11 protein-coding genes are annotated in these 17,394 nt (G+C 69.4%); 5 read left to right on the top strand and 6 right to left on the bottom strand.

From position 1 onward, the window contains the following. Window positions 1-18 precede the first annotated feature (18 nt). The 3 genes from N800_RS12455 to N800_RS12445 all read right to left on the bottom strand — a co-directional run bounded on the left by N800_RS12455 (window position 19) and on the right by N800_RS12445 (window position 6,698). Complete coding sequence (locus N800_RS12455; protein ID WP_052108222.1) at window positions 19-2,046, bottom strand: glycoside hydrolase family 97 protein; 2,028 nt, start codon at window positions 2,044-2,046, stop codon at window positions 19-21. 58 nt (window positions 2,047-2,104) lie between these two features. Beyond that, window positions 2,105-4,915, bottom strand: coding sequence for an alpha-1,6-glucosidase domain-containing protein (locus tag N800_RS12450; protein WP_036139128.1), 2,811 nt, complete (start codon window positions 4,913-4,915; stop codon window positions 2,105-2,107). Between the two features lie 166 nt (window positions 4,916-5,081). Next, window positions 5,082-6,698 carry an alpha-glucosidase family protein gene (locus N800_RS12445; protein WP_036139126.1) on the bottom strand — a complete coding sequence of 539 codons (1,617 nt, stop codon included), beginning with the start codon at window positions 6,696-6,698 and terminating at the stop codon, window positions 5,082-5,084. A gap of 246 nt (window positions 6,699-6,944) precedes the next feature. Here N800_RS12445 and N800_RS12440 point away from each other — a divergent pair, with 246 nt between their 5' ends. Further along, window positions 6,945-8,456 carry an MFS transporter gene (locus tag N800_RS12440; protein WP_036139123.1) on the top strand — a complete coding sequence of 504 codons (1,512 nt, stop codon included), beginning with the start codon at window positions 6,945-6,947 and terminating at the stop codon, window positions 8,454-8,456. Between the two features lie 183 nt (window positions 8,457-8,639). Then, the gene (locus N800_RS12435; protein WP_052108221.1) at window positions 8,640-10,316 is read left to right on the top strand and encodes an alpha-amylase family glycosyl hydrolase; all 1,677 of its coding nucleotides are present in this window, start codon (window positions 8,640-8,642) and stop codon (window positions 10,314-10,316) included. A 69-nt stretch (window positions 10,317-10,385) separates the two neighbouring features. Here the strand turns inward: N800_RS12435 and N800_RS12430 are convergent, their stop codons facing one another. Further along, window positions 10,386-11,423, bottom strand: a complete 1,038-nt coding sequence (locus N800_RS12430; protein ID WP_036139121.1) for a LacI family DNA-binding transcriptional regulator — start codon at window positions 11,421-11,423, stop codon at window positions 10,386-10,388. Window positions 11,424-11,625: 202 nt separating this feature from the next. Here N800_RS12430 and rpoH point away from each other — a divergent pair, with 202 nt between their 5' ends. Further along, window positions 11,626-12,519: an RNA polymerase sigma factor RpoH gene (gene rpoH / locus N800_RS12425; RefSeq protein ID WP_036139152.1), complete on the top strand. Its 894-nt coding sequence runs from the start codon at window positions 11,626-11,628 to the stop codon at window positions 12,517-12,519. Between the two features lie 162 nt (window positions 12,520-12,681). Next, the gene (locus tag N800_RS12420; protein ID WP_156962992.1) at window positions 12,682-14,409 is read left to right on the top strand and encodes an ATP-binding protein; all 1,728 of its coding nucleotides are present in this window, start codon (window positions 12,682-12,684) and stop codon (window positions 14,407-14,409) included. Window positions 14,410-14,492: 83 nt separating this feature from the next. On the opposite strand, the gene tal is transcribed toward N800_RS12420, so the two are convergent. After that, window positions 14,493-15,449, bottom strand: coding sequence for a transaldolase (gene tal, locus N800_RS12415; protein WP_036139117.1), 957 nt, complete (start codon window positions 15,447-15,449; stop codon window positions 14,493-14,495). A 545-nt stretch (window positions 15,450-15,994) separates the two neighbouring features. Between tal and N800_RS12405 the strand changes: the two genes are divergently transcribed. Continuing rightward, window positions 15,995-16,507: a MarR family winged helix-turn-helix transcriptional regulator gene (locus N800_RS12405; protein ID WP_036139111.1), complete on the top strand. Its 513-nt coding sequence runs from the start codon at window positions 15,995-15,997 to the stop codon at window positions 16,505-16,507. Between the two features lie 74 nt (window positions 16,508-16,581). Here the strand turns inward: N800_RS12405 and N800_RS12400 are convergent. Next, window positions 16,582-17,394, bottom strand: an 813-nt coding sequence (locus N800_RS12400; protein ID WP_036139108.1) for a helicase-related protein, incomplete at its 5' end; no start/stop codon positions are given.

The following is a 17,394-nucleotide window of genomic DNA, read 5'->3' as shown; positions in this document are numbered from 1 at the left end:
TGGCGGCCGGTTCGTGCCTCAGCGCTTGGGCGTGAAGCGGATCGCCTGCCCGCCACCGGCCGCAAGACGCAGGGTCAGCGTGTCGGCGCTGGTCACCGTGCGCGTTTCGCGGGTGAGCTTGAACGGCGCGCTCTTCCAGTGCGCGCCGTCGCCATCACGGTACACCTGCGCCTCATAGCTCAGTCCGGGTTCGAGGAACGACAGCGGCACCTGCAGCACGCGTCCCTGCTCGTCGGTGATCGCGCCCAGGTACCAGTCGGTGCTGTTGCGGTCCTGCCGCGCCATCGTCACGTAGTCGCCCACCTCGCCGTTGAGCACGCGGGTCTGCGCCCAGTCCGCCGGCACGTCCTTGATGAACTGGAACGCGTCCATGTGCCTGGCGTAGTTTTCCGGCAGGTCAGCCGCCATCTGCACCGGGCTGTACAGCGTCACGTACAGCGCCAGCTGCTTCGCCAGCGTGGTCTGGATCGCCTGGCCGCGGCCTTGCAGGCTGAGGATGCCCGGGGTGTAGTCCATCGGCCCGGACAGCATGCGGGTGAACACCAGGTTGACCTCGTGTTCCGGTGGGTTGGTCGGATTGCCCCAGGCGCCGTATTCCATGCCGCGCGCGCCCTCGCGCGAAACCCAGTTGGGGTAGGTGCGGCGCAGGCCGGTGTCCTTGATCGGCTCGTGCGCGTTGATCGCCACATGGTGCTTCGCCGCCGCCTGCACCACGCGCAGGTGGTGGTTGGCATTCCACTGGCCGTCGTGCCATTCGCGCACGATCTTGCCGTCGTCGCCACGGCGTTCGATCTGTCCGGCGTCGCATACGTAGCCGGTCTTGACCACGTCGATGCCAAGACGCTCGTTCATCGCGAACGCCGCATCCATCTGGTCCTCGTAATGGCTGACCGCGCAACCGGTCTCGTGGTGGCCGATCAGGTGCACGCCCTTCGACATGGCGTATGCGGCCAGAGCCTCGATGTCGAAATCCCGTGTGGCCTGGGTGAAGTTGAAGTCGTAGCCGTTGCCGAACCACTGGCCGTCCCAGCCCGGGTTCCAGCCTTCGACCAGCACGCCGCGGAAGCCGTGCTTGGCGGCGAAGTCGATGTAGCGCCGGGTGTTGGCGGTGGTGGCGCCGTGCTCCTTCCCGGTGGCCCAGCTCTCCGTTTCCAGGTGCAGCGACCACCAGATGCCGATGTACTTGGCCGGCTGGAACCAGCTGACATCACCGACTGCATTGGGCTCGTTGAGGTTGAGGATCAGCTTGGACGATTCGTACAGCGCGGCGGCGCTGTCGGTGATCTGCACCGTGCGCCATGGCGTGTGGAAGGGCAGGGCGCGGCGGACCTTCCAGCCCTGCGAGGCGGGCGAGAGCTGCGCACGCAGGCGCTGGCCCTCGGTGCGGCGCAGCCACATCGCGCTGTAGTCCACCAGCGCGGCCTCGTGGAACGCGAGGTGCAAACCATCGTCGGTACGCACGGTGATCGGAGTGTGCGCTTGGGTGACCTCGGCCAGCGGCGTGCGTTGGTACAGGTACTCGTAGCGGTTCCACTCGCCTGCGGGGATCCACCATGCGGTGGCGGGCGCGGCGATCGCGAACTCGGTCAGTTCGTCGTCGATGATGACCTCGTCCATTGCCGCCTGCCGCGGAAACTCGTAGCGGAAGCCGACGCCGTCGTCGTACACGCGGAACACGACGTCGACGATACGGCCGGGCTTGATGGTCTCGGTGAAGCGCGCGCGCAGCTCGTTGTAGTGGTTGCGCACGTGGCGCGACTCACCCCATGGCTGTTCCCAGGTTTCGTCTGTGCTGGACGTAGCCTGGCGGGTCAGCGCCAGGCTGCGCTCGAGCTTGCCCGCCCCCCGGATCTGGAAGCCCAGCGCCGACGGCGCGATCACGGGCTCGCCCAGGCGCTGCACGTGGTAGCTCAGCCGGCCTTCGTGCAGGTCCAGCGTGGCGGTGAGCACGCCGGATGGGGAGGAGACCTCGGCGACGGTGGCGGCACGGGCCTCGGTCCCGGCGTGGAGGGCAAGCAGCAGCAACAGGGCGGACAACGGGCGCATCAGGCAGCTCCGGGCGGAAGGCGGTGGGATGGCGGCAGGCAGGCGTTCGGGGGCGGGGTCATGGCTCGACCACGAACACCACCGCGGTGCGCGGCGGCACGGTGAAGCGGCCGCGGCGCGCGTCGTAGCGCGCCGACTGGCGCGGGCGCGTATCGGCGGCGGCTTCGGTGCGGTGCACCGGATGCAGGCGGTACGCCTTGCCGCGCTGTTCGGGCAACGACAACGTCTGTGCTTCGGGGCTGACGTTGACCAGATACAGCACCTCGTCGAAGCGCGCGCCCGGGTAGCCGCGGCCGTCGAGGTGGCCGGCGATCACCACTGGGTTCTGCGCCGGTCCGGTGTTGGCGAAGTGCAGGCGCTGCTGCACGTCCGCCGCGCTTCGCAGGCGGAACAGGCTCGAACTGGCGCGCAACCGCAGCAGGTCGCGGAACGCGTCACGGGTGAAGGCGATGTCCACTGGGGTAGGGCGCAGCGCGGCGTCGGCCAGCAACGGGCGCATCAGGGCCCAGTCGGCGCCGTTGTCATCGTGCGGCGGCAGGCCGGTGCCGAAATGCTGCTCCTGCCCGGTCCAGTCGATGCGGTTGAACCAGTCGCCGGAATCGAAGCTGTTGCGGTCCAGCGACTTGGAGCGCAGCAGCTCGCCACCGGCATGGAAGTACGCCACGCCCTGGCTGAAGGCATTCAGCGCCAGCGCCAGCACCTGCACGCGCGCGCGCTCGGCCGACGACGTGTCCCGCGGCAGCTTGAACACGTTGATGTCGAACAGGGTCTGGTTGTCGTGGTTCTCGACGTAGTTGACCACCTCGCCCGGCTGGCTGGCGTAGCCTGCGGGCTGACCCTTGTAGTCGAGCGCGGACAGGGGTTTGGTCGCGCCTGTGCGGTCGGTGATGACATAGTCGCGCAACGTGCCCGCCAGGCCGGCGCGCACCAGGTCGGCGTGGTGCGTCAGCGCGTCAGCCGCACCCTGCGCAACCGCCGGAGACGTGGCTGCCGCCGTCGTGCCACTGTCGGACGTGCCCGTACCCGTGCGCATTGCGGCAATTGCATTCTGGGCTTTCGCCTGCGCATTGGGCGCATAGCCCAGTCCATTGACATAGCCTTGCGTGAACAGCGCCTCGCCCTTGTCGGCGGGCCCGCCGCCGCGGATCGCATCGCGTGCACGGTCGCTGAACGTGCCGATGCCCGAGCCGTTCAATGCGCCCTGCGCGGCCTGCACGAAGCGCGCACCGTTGGCCACTTCGCCGAAGTTCCACCCCTCGCCGATCAGCTGCACGTGGCGGCCGGCGGCAGCGTCGACCCGCGCCTGCAATTGCTCCATCGCCGCGCGCGGCTGGTGGCCCATGAGGTCGAAGCGGAACGAATCGATGCGGTAATGCCGCACCCACAGCTCCGCCGAGTCGACCATCAGCTTCGCCATCATCCGGTGCTCGGTGGCGGTGTTGTCACAGCAGGTGGAGCGCTCGACCGCGCCGTTGGCATCCAGGCGGTGGTAATAGCCAGGCACGATCCGGTCCAGCACCGACTGTGGGTGCTGGCCGGACTTGGTCATGTGGTTGTAGACCACGTCCATGCCCACGCGCAGGCCGGCGCGATGCAGGGCCTGCACCATCGCGCGGAATTCGCGGATGCGGGCCGCGCCGTCGGCCGCGTCACTGGCGTAGCTGCCCTCGGGCGCATTGAAGTGGTAGGGGTCGTAGCCCCAGTTGAAGCAGTCGCGTGCGGCGTCGGCCATCACCGCGGCCTGTTGCGCGCCGCTGTCGGACGCCGCTTCCGGCACGCGTGGCGCCGTGCAGCCATGCTCGGGGACGGTGGCCAGGTCGAACACCGGCAGCAGGTGCACGTCGGTCAGGCCCGCAGCGGCGAGACCACGCAGGTGGCGCATGCCGTCGCTGCCGGACTCGGTGAAAGCCAGGTACTTCCCGCGCCGGGCCGCGGGCACGCTGGCATCGTCGCGGGAGAAATCGCGTACGTGCAGCTCGTAGATGACCATGTCGGTCTGTGCGGCCAGCGGCGCCGGCCTGGGCGTGGCATCCCAGCCGGCGGGCTTGAGCGCGGCGGCGTCGAGGTCGGCGATGTAGCTGCGGCGTGAGTCGGTGGTCAGGCTGACCGAATACGGATCAGTGACGCGGTTGCGCACCAGCCCGGTGCCGGGCACGAGCACGTCGACCAGGTAGGTGTAGTACTGGCCGCTCAGGTTGGCCGTGTGGCGATACGACCATGCGCCGGTCGCAGCGTCCGCGGTCAGCGGCAGCAGCGTGTGCGCGCCCGCGCGGCCATCGGCATGCAGGCACGCGGCCACGCGCTGCGCCGTGGGCGCCCACAGGCGCAAGGTCGTGCCATCGCTGCCGGGCGTGGCGCCGAGGTCCGTCAGCGATTCCGCCGCGGCATGCAGGTCATCGAGGGCGCCCGCGGCCTGCACCCGGGTTGCAGCCCGGATGCGGCCCTTGGCGTCTTCTTCCACCAGCACCAGTTGTCCCGCATGCAAGGCGGCCAGCCGCGCGCGGTCGGCGGTGGCGATCTCAAGCACGGCGCCAGGGGCCACGAAGGCAAAGCGTGAGGCGAGGGCGGGCGGCAGCGGCGCGGATGCGCGGCGCAGTGCAAGTGCGCCGTCGGCGCCCAGCACACGCCGTCCCGGTGACGCGACGATGTGGCCATCACGGGAGTGGTACAGGCGGAAGCGGCCAGTGCCGTCGCGCTGCGGCCATTGCAGGCGGGTCGCGTCGAGCCAGTGCGCGGTGGCGGGTAGCGCCGCCGTCGGTGCCGGAACCAGCACGCGTGCGTGGGTCTCGGCGTTGCAGTCGGCGAGGCTGGGGGCAGGTGCTGCGGCAACGGCGTGCGGAGCCGCCAAGACCACGCCGGTACCGAACATCGCGGCCAACAGGCACGGCAATGTGCCGCGTCGCCAGCGCGACCGATGCTTTGGCCACGTTGCGGTGGCGGTTCCTGTTGCCGTTGCTACTGTCGCTGTCGCTGTAACCGTGCTTGGAGCGACCATCGGATGCATGTCCACCGTCTCGTCGCTCCGGATCAGGCCGTCAGGACAGCGTCGCGTAGAACACCGCGTGCGCCGGAAGATGCAGCACGGCGCCATCCACGTGCCCGGTCAGCAGGCCATGGTCCTCCAGCGGTGCGGTTGCGAAGCCCAGCGGCAGTGACCACGTGCACGGCCGCGCCGAGAGATTGAACGCGACCAGCAGCGTCTTCCCGTCGTGTTCGCGGGTGAACGCCAGCACCGGCTCGGGCGCCTCCAGGAACCGGATGTCGCCCAGCACCAGCGCCGGATGCGCCTTGCGCCAGCTCAGGAAGCGGCGCACATGGGCCAGTACAGAATCCGCCGAGACCTCCTGTGCGGCGACATTGCGCGCGCGGTGTTCCGCTGGCACCGGCAGCCACGGTGCACCTTCAGTGAATCCACCGTGCATGGCGTCGTGCCACGGCATCGGTGTGCGGCACCCATCGCGGCCCTTGAAGTTCGGCCAGAAGGTGATGCCGTAGGGATCCTGCAGCGCCTCGTAGGGCACGTCGGCTTCCGGTAGACCGAGTTCCTCACCCTGGTACAGGCACACCGAGCCGCGCAGCGAGCACACCAGTGCCACCAGCTGCGGCGCCAGCGCCGGATCGGGCGACGGTCCGCCCCAACGCGTCACCGCGCGGCGCACGTCGTGGTTGGAGATGGCCCAGCACGGCCAGCCATCGGCCATCTTCGCTTCCAGCTGCTGCACGGTGCCGCGGATGTATGCCGCGCTGAAGTCGTCCACCAGCAGCTCGAAGCTGTAGCCCATGTGCAGCCGCTTCTCGGTGACGTACTCGGCCATCGTCGCCAGCGAATCCTCCGAGGAGATCTCGCCCAGCGTCGTCGCCTCGGGATACCGGTCCAGCAGCGCGCGCAGGTCCTCCAGCAGCGCCAGGTTCTCCGGCTGCGTGTTGTTGTAATAGTGGTACTGGAACGCGTACGGGTTGTCCGCGCTGAAGCCGCGCCCGGTGCGCGCGTCCACCGGCTTGGCCGGGTTGTCGCGCAGCTGCGCGTCGTGGAACGGGAAGTTGATCGAATCCAGGCGCAGGCCGTCCACGCCCTTGTCCAGCCAGAACTGCACGCTGTCCAGCATCGCCGCGCGCACTTCAGGGCAATGGAAGTTCAGGTCCGGCTGCGAGGACAGGAAGTTGTGCAGGTAATACTGGCCGCGTCGCGGCTCCCACTTCCATGCCACGCCGCCGAAGATCGACAGCCAGTTGTTGGGCGGCGTGCCATCGGGCCTGGCGTCGGCCCACACGTACCAGTCGGCCTTCGGGTTGTCGCGGCTCTCGCGGCTCTCCTTGAACCATGCATGCTCCACCGAGGTGTGGCTCAGCACCTGGTCGATCATCACCCGCAGGCCCAACGAATGCGCCTTGGCCAGCAACCGGTCGAAGTCGTCCAGCGTGCCGAACATCGGGTCGACGTCGCGGAAGTCGGCGATGTCGTAGCCGAAGTCGGCCATCGGCGACTTGAAGAACGGCGAGATCCAGATCGCATCGACGCCCAGGCTGGCCACGTAGTCCAGCTTGCGGATGATGCCGGGCAGGTCGCCCACGCCATCCCCGTCGGTGTCCAGGAAGCTGCGCGGGTAGATCTGGTAGATCACCGCGCCACGCCACCAGCGATTGCTCATCATCCGCCTCTCCATCCTTCTGCAGGCCGCGACAGTGCTGGCGCGCCGGAGCGCCACTATTCCACGCCGCGACGACGCACGGGTTGATGCAATCGGGGCGCCACGGATGAATACGTTTGCAGGGAAATTTGTGCAGCAGGCCCGCCCTCTACCATGGCCGCGCGCACTGCCATGGCAGGTGTTACAAGCATTGCCATGCGTGCGCATCGCGTTGTGCATTGCGTCATCCAACCACCAGGCCGATCGCCCATGACCCACAAACCGCAGCTCTCGTTCTGGCAGATCTGGAACATGTGTTTCGGCTTCCTTGGCATCCAGTTCGGCTTCGCGCTGCAGAACGCCAATGTCAGCCGCATCTTCCAGACGCTGGGCGCGGACGTGGAGGCCATACCGCTGCTGTGGATCGCCGCACCGCTGACCGGCTTGCTGGTGCAGCCGATCGTCGGCTACCTGTCCGATCGCACGTGGACCGGACTTGGACGTCGCCGGCCGTACTTCCTGGTGGGCGCGGTGCTTGCCTCGCTGGCGCTGTTCCTCTTCCCGAACGTGCCGGCGCTGTGGGTCGCCGCCGGCATGCTGTGGCTGCTGGATGCCTCGATCAACATCTCGATGGAGCCGTTCCGGGCGTTCGTCGGCGACCAGATGGCGCCGGCGCAGCGCCCCACCGGCTACGCCATGCAGAGCTTCTTCATCGGCGTGGGCTCGGTGGTGGCCAGCATGCTGCCGTGGATCCTGCAGCACCTGGGCGTGGACAACACCGCGCCGGAGGGGAAGATCCCCGATACCGTGCGCTACGCGTTCTACGCGGGTGGCGTGGTGCTGCTGGGGGCGATCACCTGGACCGTCGTGCGCACGCGGGAATACTCGCCCCAGGAGCTGGCGGCGTTCGATGACCATGAGCCCGCCGTGGCGGAGGTGCGCCGCGATGCCGGTGCCGGACTGACCCGCTGGACGTCGCTGGCGGTGGCCGCGCTGGTGCTCGGGTTGGCGGGATGGTTCGTGGTTGCGCGCTTCGGCCTGGACAAGCAGCTGTATGTGCTGGCCGGTGGCATCGCCGCGTACGGTGCGTTGCTGCTGCTGGCGATGCGCACCCGCCAGGACGGGATGCTGGCCAACATCATGCAGGACCTGCACGGCATGCCCCGCGCGATGCGTCGCCTGGCGGTGGTGCAGTTCTTCTCGTGGTTCGCCCTGTTCGCCATGTGGATCTACACCACGCCCGCGGTGACCTCGGTGCATTACGCGGCCACCGACACCGCGTCGGCGGCGTACAACGAAGGCGCCAACTGGGTCGGCGTGCTGTTTGCCGCCTACAACCTGTTCGCCGCGCTGGCCGCGGTGCTGATCCCCGGGATGGTGCGGCGGATCGGCCTGCGCATGAGCCACCTGGTCAACGCGTTGCTGGGCGCGGCGGGCCTGCTGTCGATGCTGGTGATCCACGATCCGAAGTGGTTGCTGCTGTCGATGGTCGGCGTCGGCTTTGCCTGGGCGTCGATACTGTCGCTGCCTTACGCATTGCTGTCCGACAGCGTGCCCGCGGCGAAGATGGGCGTGTACATGGGCATCTTCAATTTCTTCATCGTCATCCCGCAGCTGGTGGCGGTGAGCCTGCTGGGGCTGATGGTGAAAGGCCTGTTCGGCAACCAGCCGATCTACGCACTGCTGATCGGCGGCGTCAGCCTGGTGCTGGCGGGCCTGTGCGTGCTGCGCGTGCCGGAGCCCGCCGCGACCCCGGTGCCCGCTGGCGCCGCCGCACACTGAGGAAGCCGCATGCGTTCGACCCCTTCAAGCACCGGGCTACCTGCCGCGCATCTTGCCTCCGATGGAACTGCGGCCACGCCCGCGCGCGCGGCGGCGCCAAGGCAGGCACGCGCCGCCTTGCGGGCGTGGCGCGGTCGCCGCCACGCGGTCGCCGCTGTTGTCGCCCTGTGGCTTTCGGGCTGCGTGAGCGTTGGCGAAGGCCACGCCGGCGCTCAGCCGCAGGACCGTGGACACTCCAGCGCCGACGCGCAGTACTACGGCACCACCGAGCCGATGGCCGCGGACGCGGTGTACTTCGTACTCACCGACCGCTTCGTCAACGGCGACCCCGGCAACGACCAGCGCACGCAGGGCGGTGCCGATCCCAGCCGCCGCACGTTCGACCGGCCCGTGCCGGGCGCGCCCAAAGGCCGCAGCGACAACGTCGGCTACCTTGGCGGCGACTTCCGCGGCCTGCTGGACAATGCCGGCTACATCCGCGACCTGGGCTTCGGAGCAGTCTGGCTCACCCCCATCGTCGACAACCCGGATGAAGCCTTCACCGGCGGCGACGCGGTGAAGTGGGGCGGGATGTTCACCGACCGCGGCAAGACTGGCTACCACGGCTACTGGGGCGTGAACTTCTACAAGCTGGACGAGCACCTGCCCAGCCCCGGGCTCGATTTTGCCGGCCTGACCGCGGGGTTGAAGCAGCACGGCCTGAAGGCCGTGCTCGACATCGTCGCCAACCACGGCTCGCCGGCGTACACCATGCCGGTGGACCAGCCCAAGTTCGGCGAGATCTACGCCGCCGACGGCACGCTGCTCGCCGACCACCAAAACCTGCCACCCGCGCAGCTTGATCCGGCAGGCAACCCGCTGCACCGCTGGTACAACACCAGGCCCGGCCTGGCGCAGTTGTCGGACATCAACGAGGACAACCCCGAGGTGCTCGAGTACTTCATCGGCGCCTATTCGCAGTGGATCGACCAAGGCGCCGACGCGTTCCGCATCGACACCATCCCGTGGATGCCGCACGCGTTCTGGCATGCCTTCACCTCGCGCATCCGCGAGAAGCATCCGGGCTTCTTCATGTTCGGCGAGGCGTTCGACCACGACGCCGCCACCATCGCCGCGCATACGCTGCCGCACAACGCCGGGGTCAGCGTGCTGGATTTCCCCCTGAAGGAGCGGATGGCGGAGGTGTTCGGCCGCAAGGGTGGCGGCTTCGAGCGCATCGCCGAGCGCCTGTACCTGGTGGACGGCCCGTACCAGAACCCGTACGAGCTGATGACCTTCTACGACAACCACGACATGGCGCGACTGGACGCCCGTGACGAAGGCTTCATCGACGCGCACAACTTCCTGTTCACCGCGCGCGGCATCCCGGTGATCTACTACGGCTCGGAAACCGGCTTCGAGCGTGGCACCGCGGAGCACGCGGGCAACCGCAACTACTACGGCCAGGCGCGCATCGATGCCGCAGCGCGCAGCCCGATCTACGCCCCACTCAAGCGCATCGCCCGCCTGCGCGCGAACTCGCCCGCGCTGCAGCGTGGCCTGCAGCTCAACCTGGAGATGGCCGGCGACCGCGCGGCGTTCTACCGCGTCTACCAGCACGGTGGGCACGCGCAGATGGCGCTGGTGCTGATCAACAAGGGCGATGCGCCGACCACGTTCACCGAACGCCGTTACGTGCAGGCGGGCCGTTGGCGTGCGGCGGTCGGGGGTGGCGAAGTGACCGTGGCCGAAGGCGACGCCTTGTCGGTCTCCGTGCCGGCGCACGGGGTGGAAGTGTTCCTGCTGGATGCGCCGGTGCGCCGCGCCGACCTGGCACGCGAACTCGACAAGGCGCAGCCAGGGGCTCGGTCGCGCCGCTGACAATCGCGTCCAGGAGATGGCCGCTCAGGGCGTGCGCGGCTGGTGCCCGTATTGCCTACTGCGCGGCCGTCAGCCTGCGGCCGCGCCGCTGGAGCGCCGTACCACCAGCTGCGCCGGCAGGGTCACGCTTTCCGCCGCCTCGCCCTTGACCAGTTTCAGCAGGGTTTCCACCAGCAACTCGCCAGCGCGCGCGGTGTCCTGCACCACGGTGGTCAGCGACGGGTTGGTGAAGCGCGCGGTAGGAATATCGTCAAAACCCACCACCGCCACGTCCTCGGGCACGCGCAGGCCCTTCTCGGCCAGCGCGCGGATCGCCCCGATGGCGATGAGGTCGCTGGCCGCGAACACTGCATCGAACGGCTGTCCGCGTTCCACCAGTGCCATCGCCGCGGTGTAACCGGCTTCCTCGGAACTGTCGGCGTCCACCTGCAGCGCCGGGTCCAGCGCCAGCCCGGCCACCTGCAGGGCGGCCTCGCAGCCGCGGTAGCGGTCGAGGAACTCCGGGTAGCCGCGCGACGCTGACCCCAGGAACGCCACCCGCCGCCGGCCCAGCGCGGCCAGGTGCTCTCCCACCAGCCGCCCGCCGTGGGCGTTGTCGCAGCCGATGGAGATGCCGGGCTGGTCCGGCTGCACCGCGCCCCAGCGCACGAAGCGCGTGCCCTGCGCCACCAGCGCGTCCAGTTTGTCGCGGTACAGGCGGTAGTCGCCGTAGCCCAGCAGGATCAGCCCGTCGGCCTTCATGCTGTCCTCGTAGTCGGCGTGCCAGTCGTCGGACAGTTGCTGGAACGAGACCAGCAGGTCCTGCCCATGGCGGGCGCAGGCCCGGGTCACCGAACCGAGGATCGACAGGAAGAACGGGTTGATGTGCGCGTGGTCCGGGGTCGGCTCCTCGAACAGCAGCAGCGCCAGCGTGCCCGAGCGTTGGGTGCGCAGGCTGGAGGCATGGCGGTCGACCTTGTAGTTCAGCGCCCGCACCGCCTCCTCCACCCGCCGCCGGGTCTCGGCGTTGACCAGCGGACTGCCGCGCAGCACCCGCGAGACCGTGGCCTGGGAGACCCCGGCCCGGTGGGCGATGTCGATCGAGGTGGCCTTGGTGCGTTTGCGCATGCGGGCGGGATGCCTGGTGAAGCGGACCGCCCGAGTGTAGTCGCAGTGGCGCCGGCCGCGGGCCCCTTGTCCCCGCCTTAACCCCCCTTTTGGCACGCTCCCCCGACCCGCCAAGCCCCCATATTGGCGTTCCATCCCCGCAACACAGTGGAACTTTTTCCCCCTTTAGCAGTCACACCCCCCGACTGCTAAGATGACCCTCATGACCCAGAACGCCTCCTCCACCGCCCTGGTCGCCAACAACCTCCCGATCCCCGCCATGGGCGGGCTGGTCCCCCTCGGTTCGCTCGAGGCCTACATCGGCGCCGTGCACCGCATCCCGGTCCTCACCGTCGAGGACGAGCAGGTGCTGGCCCGCCGCTTCCGCGACGAGGAAGACCTCGACGCCGCCCGCGAGCTGGTGCACTCGCACCTGCGCTTCGTGGTGCACGTGGCCCGCGGCTACAACGGCTACGGCCTGCAGATGGGCGACCTGATCCAGGAAGGCAACATCGGCCTGATGAAGGCGGTGAAGCGCTTCGACCCGGACCAGGGCGTGCGCCTGGTGAGCTTCGCGGTGCACTGGATCCGTGCCGAGATGCACGAGTTCATCCTCAAGAACTGGCGCATCGTCAAGGTCGCCACGACCAAGGCGCAGCGCAAGCTGTTCTTCAACCTGCGCAAGTCCAAGACCCGCCTGGGCTGGATGAACGCCGAGGAAGTGCGCGCCGTCGCCGCCGACCTCAACGTCTCCGAGCGCGAAGTGCTGGAGATGGAGTCGCGCCTGTCCGGCCGCGACATTGGCTTCGACCTGCCGTCCGACGAGGACGACGACCACGCGCCGCCGTCGCCGGCCGCGTACCTGCGCACCAGCGACGAGGACCCGTCGCAGGCCTACGAGCGCTTGGACGAGGAAGACAACCAGCTGCAGCTGCTGCGTGACGGTCTGGCCGGGCTCGACGAGCGCTCGCGCGACATCGTCAAGCGCCGCTGGCTGGACGGCGAGGGCAAGGTGACCCTGCAGGAGCTGGCCGACGAATACGGCGTCTCCGCCGAGCGCATCCGCCAGATCGAGGCCAACGCGCTGAAGAAGATGCGCGCGCTGTTTGCGGCCTGATTCGGAAGCCGCCATGCATCGCACCAAGGCCCGGGCAACCGGGCCTTTCTGCATCCGAGGCCGCGGTCCCGCGACGCCATGGCGCCACGCGCGCGTAGCGGCCATCGCATTCCGAGAAAAGCTCGCACCAGTGTTGCGGGACGACACGCTAGCCTGTGGCGGATGAACCGACCGGTCCCGCCGCTTGCCGCGACGATGCGCGCATTCCGCGCGCGCACCCAGCCGGGAGGCGTGGGGCTGCCCGGTTGGGGCGCGGGACTGGGGCTGGCGCTGCTGACCGCAGGGCTCTACCTGGGACTGGGGCTGGTCGGGTTCCTGCACTGGGCGGTCAACACCGGCGCGCTGTTCAGCGCCCTGTGGCTGCTGCCGCGGCGCCACTGGCCGTGGCTGTTCGCCGGCACGGTGCTGGCGCGCAGCCTCGGCGGGGTGATCGTGCACACGACCTCGGGCATGTCTGGCGCCTTCTTCGGCTACTGGTCCGGGCCCCTGCAGTACCTGTTGGGCAACGTGCTGGAGCCCTTCCTCGTCGCCAGTGGCGTGCTGCTGCTGCAACGCTGGCGGGTCACCCCGCAGACCGCGGCCAGCCTGCAGCAGATCTCGCGCCTGCACCTCGGGGCGCTGGTGTCCGCGCTGGCGGTCATGGCCAAGGACCTGCTGTACGTGTGGAACGACGGCTGGATGGGCGACATCCGAGCGGCCCGCATCGTTGACGTCGCGCCGTTGGCGGTGGACGGGGCGCTGCCGCACTTGGCGGTCTTCGGCATCAAGAGCGTGCTCGGCAACTTCGTCGGCATCCTGCTGGTGGCGCCATTGCTGGCCTGGGGCGTGCGCCCGGCGCACCGCGAGGGCTCCGCGACGATCCTGCGCGGTGGGCTCCGCTACCTGCTGCCGCTGGTGGGGGGGTACCTGCTGTGGGTGCTGTCGACGCCGGGCGCCGAGCTGGTCGAGGTGGTGCGCCGCCTGCTGCTGGTATCGGTGGTGGTGTTCGCGGTCTGGCATGGCTGGCGCGGCGCGGTGCTGGCGCTGCTGGCCGTCAGCCTGGTCGGCGTGCTCGAGGAGCACCTGCAGACCGCCACCGCGCAGCCGGTACGGATGCAGTTGTTCACCGCGCTGACCGGTGCCACCGCGCTGCTGTTCGGGGCCACCGTCGACGGCCTGCGTGCGCAGGCCGGGCAATTGCAGCAGGCCAAGGAGGAGAGCGAACGGCTGGCCCAGGAGCTCAATGCCGCCGCGCGCCGCAACCTGCTCACCGAGGAGCGCGAGCGCCGCCGCCTGGCCGGCGAACTGCACGACGAATTCGGCCAGACCCTGACCGCCTTGCAGACCCGGCTGATGCTGGTGGCGCCGCAAATGACGCAGGGCGGGCAGGGCGTTGCGGTGGAGTCGCTGTTGGAGCTGACCCGGGCGATGCGCGCCAACATCTCCGGCGTGCTGGAGTCGCTACGCCCCTCCGCGCTGGAGCAGTTGGGATTGTTCCGCGCGATCGACCAGGGGCAGGTGCGGCGGCTGGCCGACGATGCCGGGGTGGAGCTGGAGACCGTGCTCGAGGGCGACGCGCGGCTACTGCCGCTGCTGGACGACACGCTGCGCATTGCCGCCTACCGGCTGGTGCAGGAAGGCGTGACCAACGTGGTGCGCCACGCGCGTGCGACCCATTGCCGGGTACGGCTGCGGGTCAGCCAGCGCGCCGGGATGCTGTGGATGTTCATCGAGATCCGCGACGATGGCGTCGGCGTGCGCGTGGGCCGCGGGCCCGGTCGCGGGCTGGCCAACATGCGCGACCGCGTGCTGGCCCTCGGCGGCCGCCTGCACGTTGGCTCCCATGGTGAGGGCCTGCGCCTGCACGCCCTGCTGCGCCAGCCGCTGGAGCCGCCGCGTCCGCTTGCGTGAGGCAATGGGCGTCGGCCGCGTGAGGTGGCTGACTATCGCCTCGACCCGCGCAATGTCACCGTCCGTCGTTGCAACCGGAAACCTTATGCCGTCTCCCGCAACCGCTGCAGCAGCAATGCCTCCAGCTTGCGCTGGTCGGCGGCGAAGCGGCGGATGCCGTCGGCCAGCTTGTCGCTGGCCATCGGGTCCTCGTTGTGGTGCCAGCGGAACGCGCCCTCGGCCATCGCGCCCGGCGGCATGGCCGGCGTGCCCCCGGCATGCAGCGCACGCCGCACCTCGCCGTCACCCTGGGCCAGTTCGGCCAACAGCTCGGGGGCAATGGTGAGCCGGTCGCAGCCGGCCAGCGCCAGCACCTGCCCGGTGTTGCGGAAGCTGGCGCCCATCACCACCGTGCCGTAGCCGTGGCGCTTGTAGTACTGCCAGATGCGCGCCACCGATTGCACGCCCGGGTCGTCCTGTGGCGTGGGCGGGCGCTCGGCGCCGTTGGCCAGGTGCCAGTCGAGGATGCGGCCCACGAATGGCGAGATCAGGAACACACCCGCATCGGCGCATGCCACCGCCTGCGCGAACGAGAACAGCAGCGTGAGGTTGCAGTGGATGCCTTCGCGTTCCAGCTGCGCGGCTGCGCGGATGCCTTCCCACGTGGCGGCGATCTTGATCAGCAGCCGCTCGCGACCGATGCCGGCGTCGGCGTACAGCGCCACCAGCCGTCGCGCCTGTGCCAGCGTCGCCTCGGTGTCGAAGCTCAGCCGCGCATCGACCTCGGTGGAGACGCGCCCAGGCACCAGTTTGAGTATCTCGCCGCCGATGGCCACCGCCAGCCGGTCGCTGGCATCGGCGATGCGCGTGGCTTCGCCGGTGCCGCGGGCGTCGGCCACGGCGGCCTCCAGCAGCGGCGCATACGCCGGCAGCGTGGCCGCCTTGAGCAACAGCGACGGATTGGTGGTGGCGTCCTGCGGGCGGAAGCGGGCGATGGCATCGATGTCGCCGGTGTCGGCGACCACGGTCGAATGGGTGCGAAGCTGGTCGAGCAGGGACATGGGCGTGCGCGTGCGGGGTTGCGCCAATTCTGCGTGAACCGTGCGAGGCCGTCATGACATGCGGGGCCTCGACCAAAGTCTCGGCGCCATGGGCTCAGAAGCGCAATTCATATCGCATGAAACGGTTGACACCGCTGCGGTCGGCGTGATGTTCTCGTTACCCATGAGCACCGCCCACGCCCTTCACAAACTTGCCGTATATGCGTCCCTCGACGCTGCGCGGCCGTGTGCGTGTGCCCAAGCCACCGGCCTGAACTGGATTACCAACTTTACCTGGGCACACCGCGCGGGGATCGGGCACGTGTAGGCCAACGCCAACCAGCCCAGGCAACAGACCTGAACCCCGCGCCCTCGAAAGAAGCGCGGGGTTTTTCGTTCTGGGGCCAGGCCAGCAGTACCGACATCAGCACCAGCCAACCCACCGAGGACATCGCCATGACCAAGACCAAGCCGAACATCGCCAAGCCCGCTTTCGCCACCTGGTATGCCGTCACCGTAGCCGCCGGTCTGGCCGTGGCCCGCACCGATGCGCAACGGAGGCCCTTGTGAGCGGGGCGCTGGCGGCCGCCCCGCCCTTCAGCGCCGAGGTCGTGCCGCTGCACGGCCAGCCCGGTCCCGACTCGTTGCTCGGCCACTGGCTGGCGCTGGTCTCCAAGAACCGCCAATTGCAGCTTGAGCGCGCGGCGCGCAAGTTGCGCATCACCGTCACCGAATGGGTCGCGTTGCGCCAGTTGCAGCGCGCGGGTCGCACCACCCAGTGCCGCCTGGCCACCGACGCCGGCCTGACCGCGCCGTCACTGTCGCGCGCACTGGCCTCGCTGGAGGACTTGGGCTACGTCAGCCGCAGCGCGGACATCGACGACATGCGCTTCGTGCGCGTGGAGATCACCGAGGCGGGGCGTGCGCTGGTGCCGCAGTTGCTGGAGACCGAGCGCAAGGTCGACCGTGAACTGTTCGGTTGCCTGGCGCAGGCCGCACGCGAGGAACTGACCGTGGCGCTGCGCTCGGTGGCGGCGACGCACGGTTACGACGGCAGCGCGCCGCGCCGTACACGCTGACCGCGGCGATCGGACCCCACGGCGACGCCCCGGTGTCGTCGTGGCGGCGCGTCGCTGGTCGCGCAGGCCCTGGCTCAGTACAGGTCGGTCGGATCCACGTCCAGTGACCAGCGCACGCGCCGTGCCTCGGGTAGGGCGTGGATCGCAGGCAATGCGAAGTCCAGCGCCGCATGCAGGTGACGGCGCGTGGGCGAGGACAGCAGCAGTTGCTCGCGCTGGTAGCCCGCACGCCGCGGCATCGGCGCAGGCAGCGGGCCGTTGAGTTCGATCATCGCGTCCGGGTCGTTGGGGTCGAACAGCTCGTCGGCGGCGCTGTCGATGGTGGCGCGGGCGGCGCGCAGGAACGCGTTCGCCTGTTCCACCTGCTTGGCCTCCGCGCGTAGCAGGACCAGATGGCCGAAGGGCGGGAAGCCGGCAACCTCGCGTTGCGCCAGTTCGGTTTCGGCGAAAGCGGCATAGCCACCGCTCAGCAGGGTGTGCAGCAGCGGGTGCTCGGGGTGGTGGGTCTGCAGCAGCACTTGCCCGGGCTTGTCGGCGCGGCCGGCGCGGCCGGCGACTTGGATCAGCAGCTGCGCCAGTTTCTCCGGCGCGCGGAAGTCGGCCGAGAACAGCCCTTCGTCGATGCCGACCACGGCGACCAGGGTCAGGTTGGGTAGGTCGTGGCCCTTGGCCAGCATCTGCGTGCCGACCAGGATGCCGGGGGCGTCGCCGAACGCGGCCAGGTGCTGCTCCAGCGCGTCGCGGCCCTGGGTGGTGCCGCGGTCGATGCGCAACACCGGCACGTCGGGGAAGCGCGCGGCCAGCACTTCCTCGATGCGCTCGGTGCCGGCGCCCTGCGGCTGCAGCGACAGCCCGCCGCAGTCGGGGCAGGCGTTGGGCGCGGGGCG

Origin of the sequence: Lysobacter daejeonensis GH1-9, from assembly GCF_000768355.1 — a bacterium.
Lineage (GTDB): Bacteria > Pseudomonadota > Gammaproteobacteria > Xanthomonadales > Xanthomonadaceae > Aerolutibacter > Aerolutibacter daejeonensis.
This window is presented reverse-complemented; position numbering and strand designations above follow the sequence as displayed.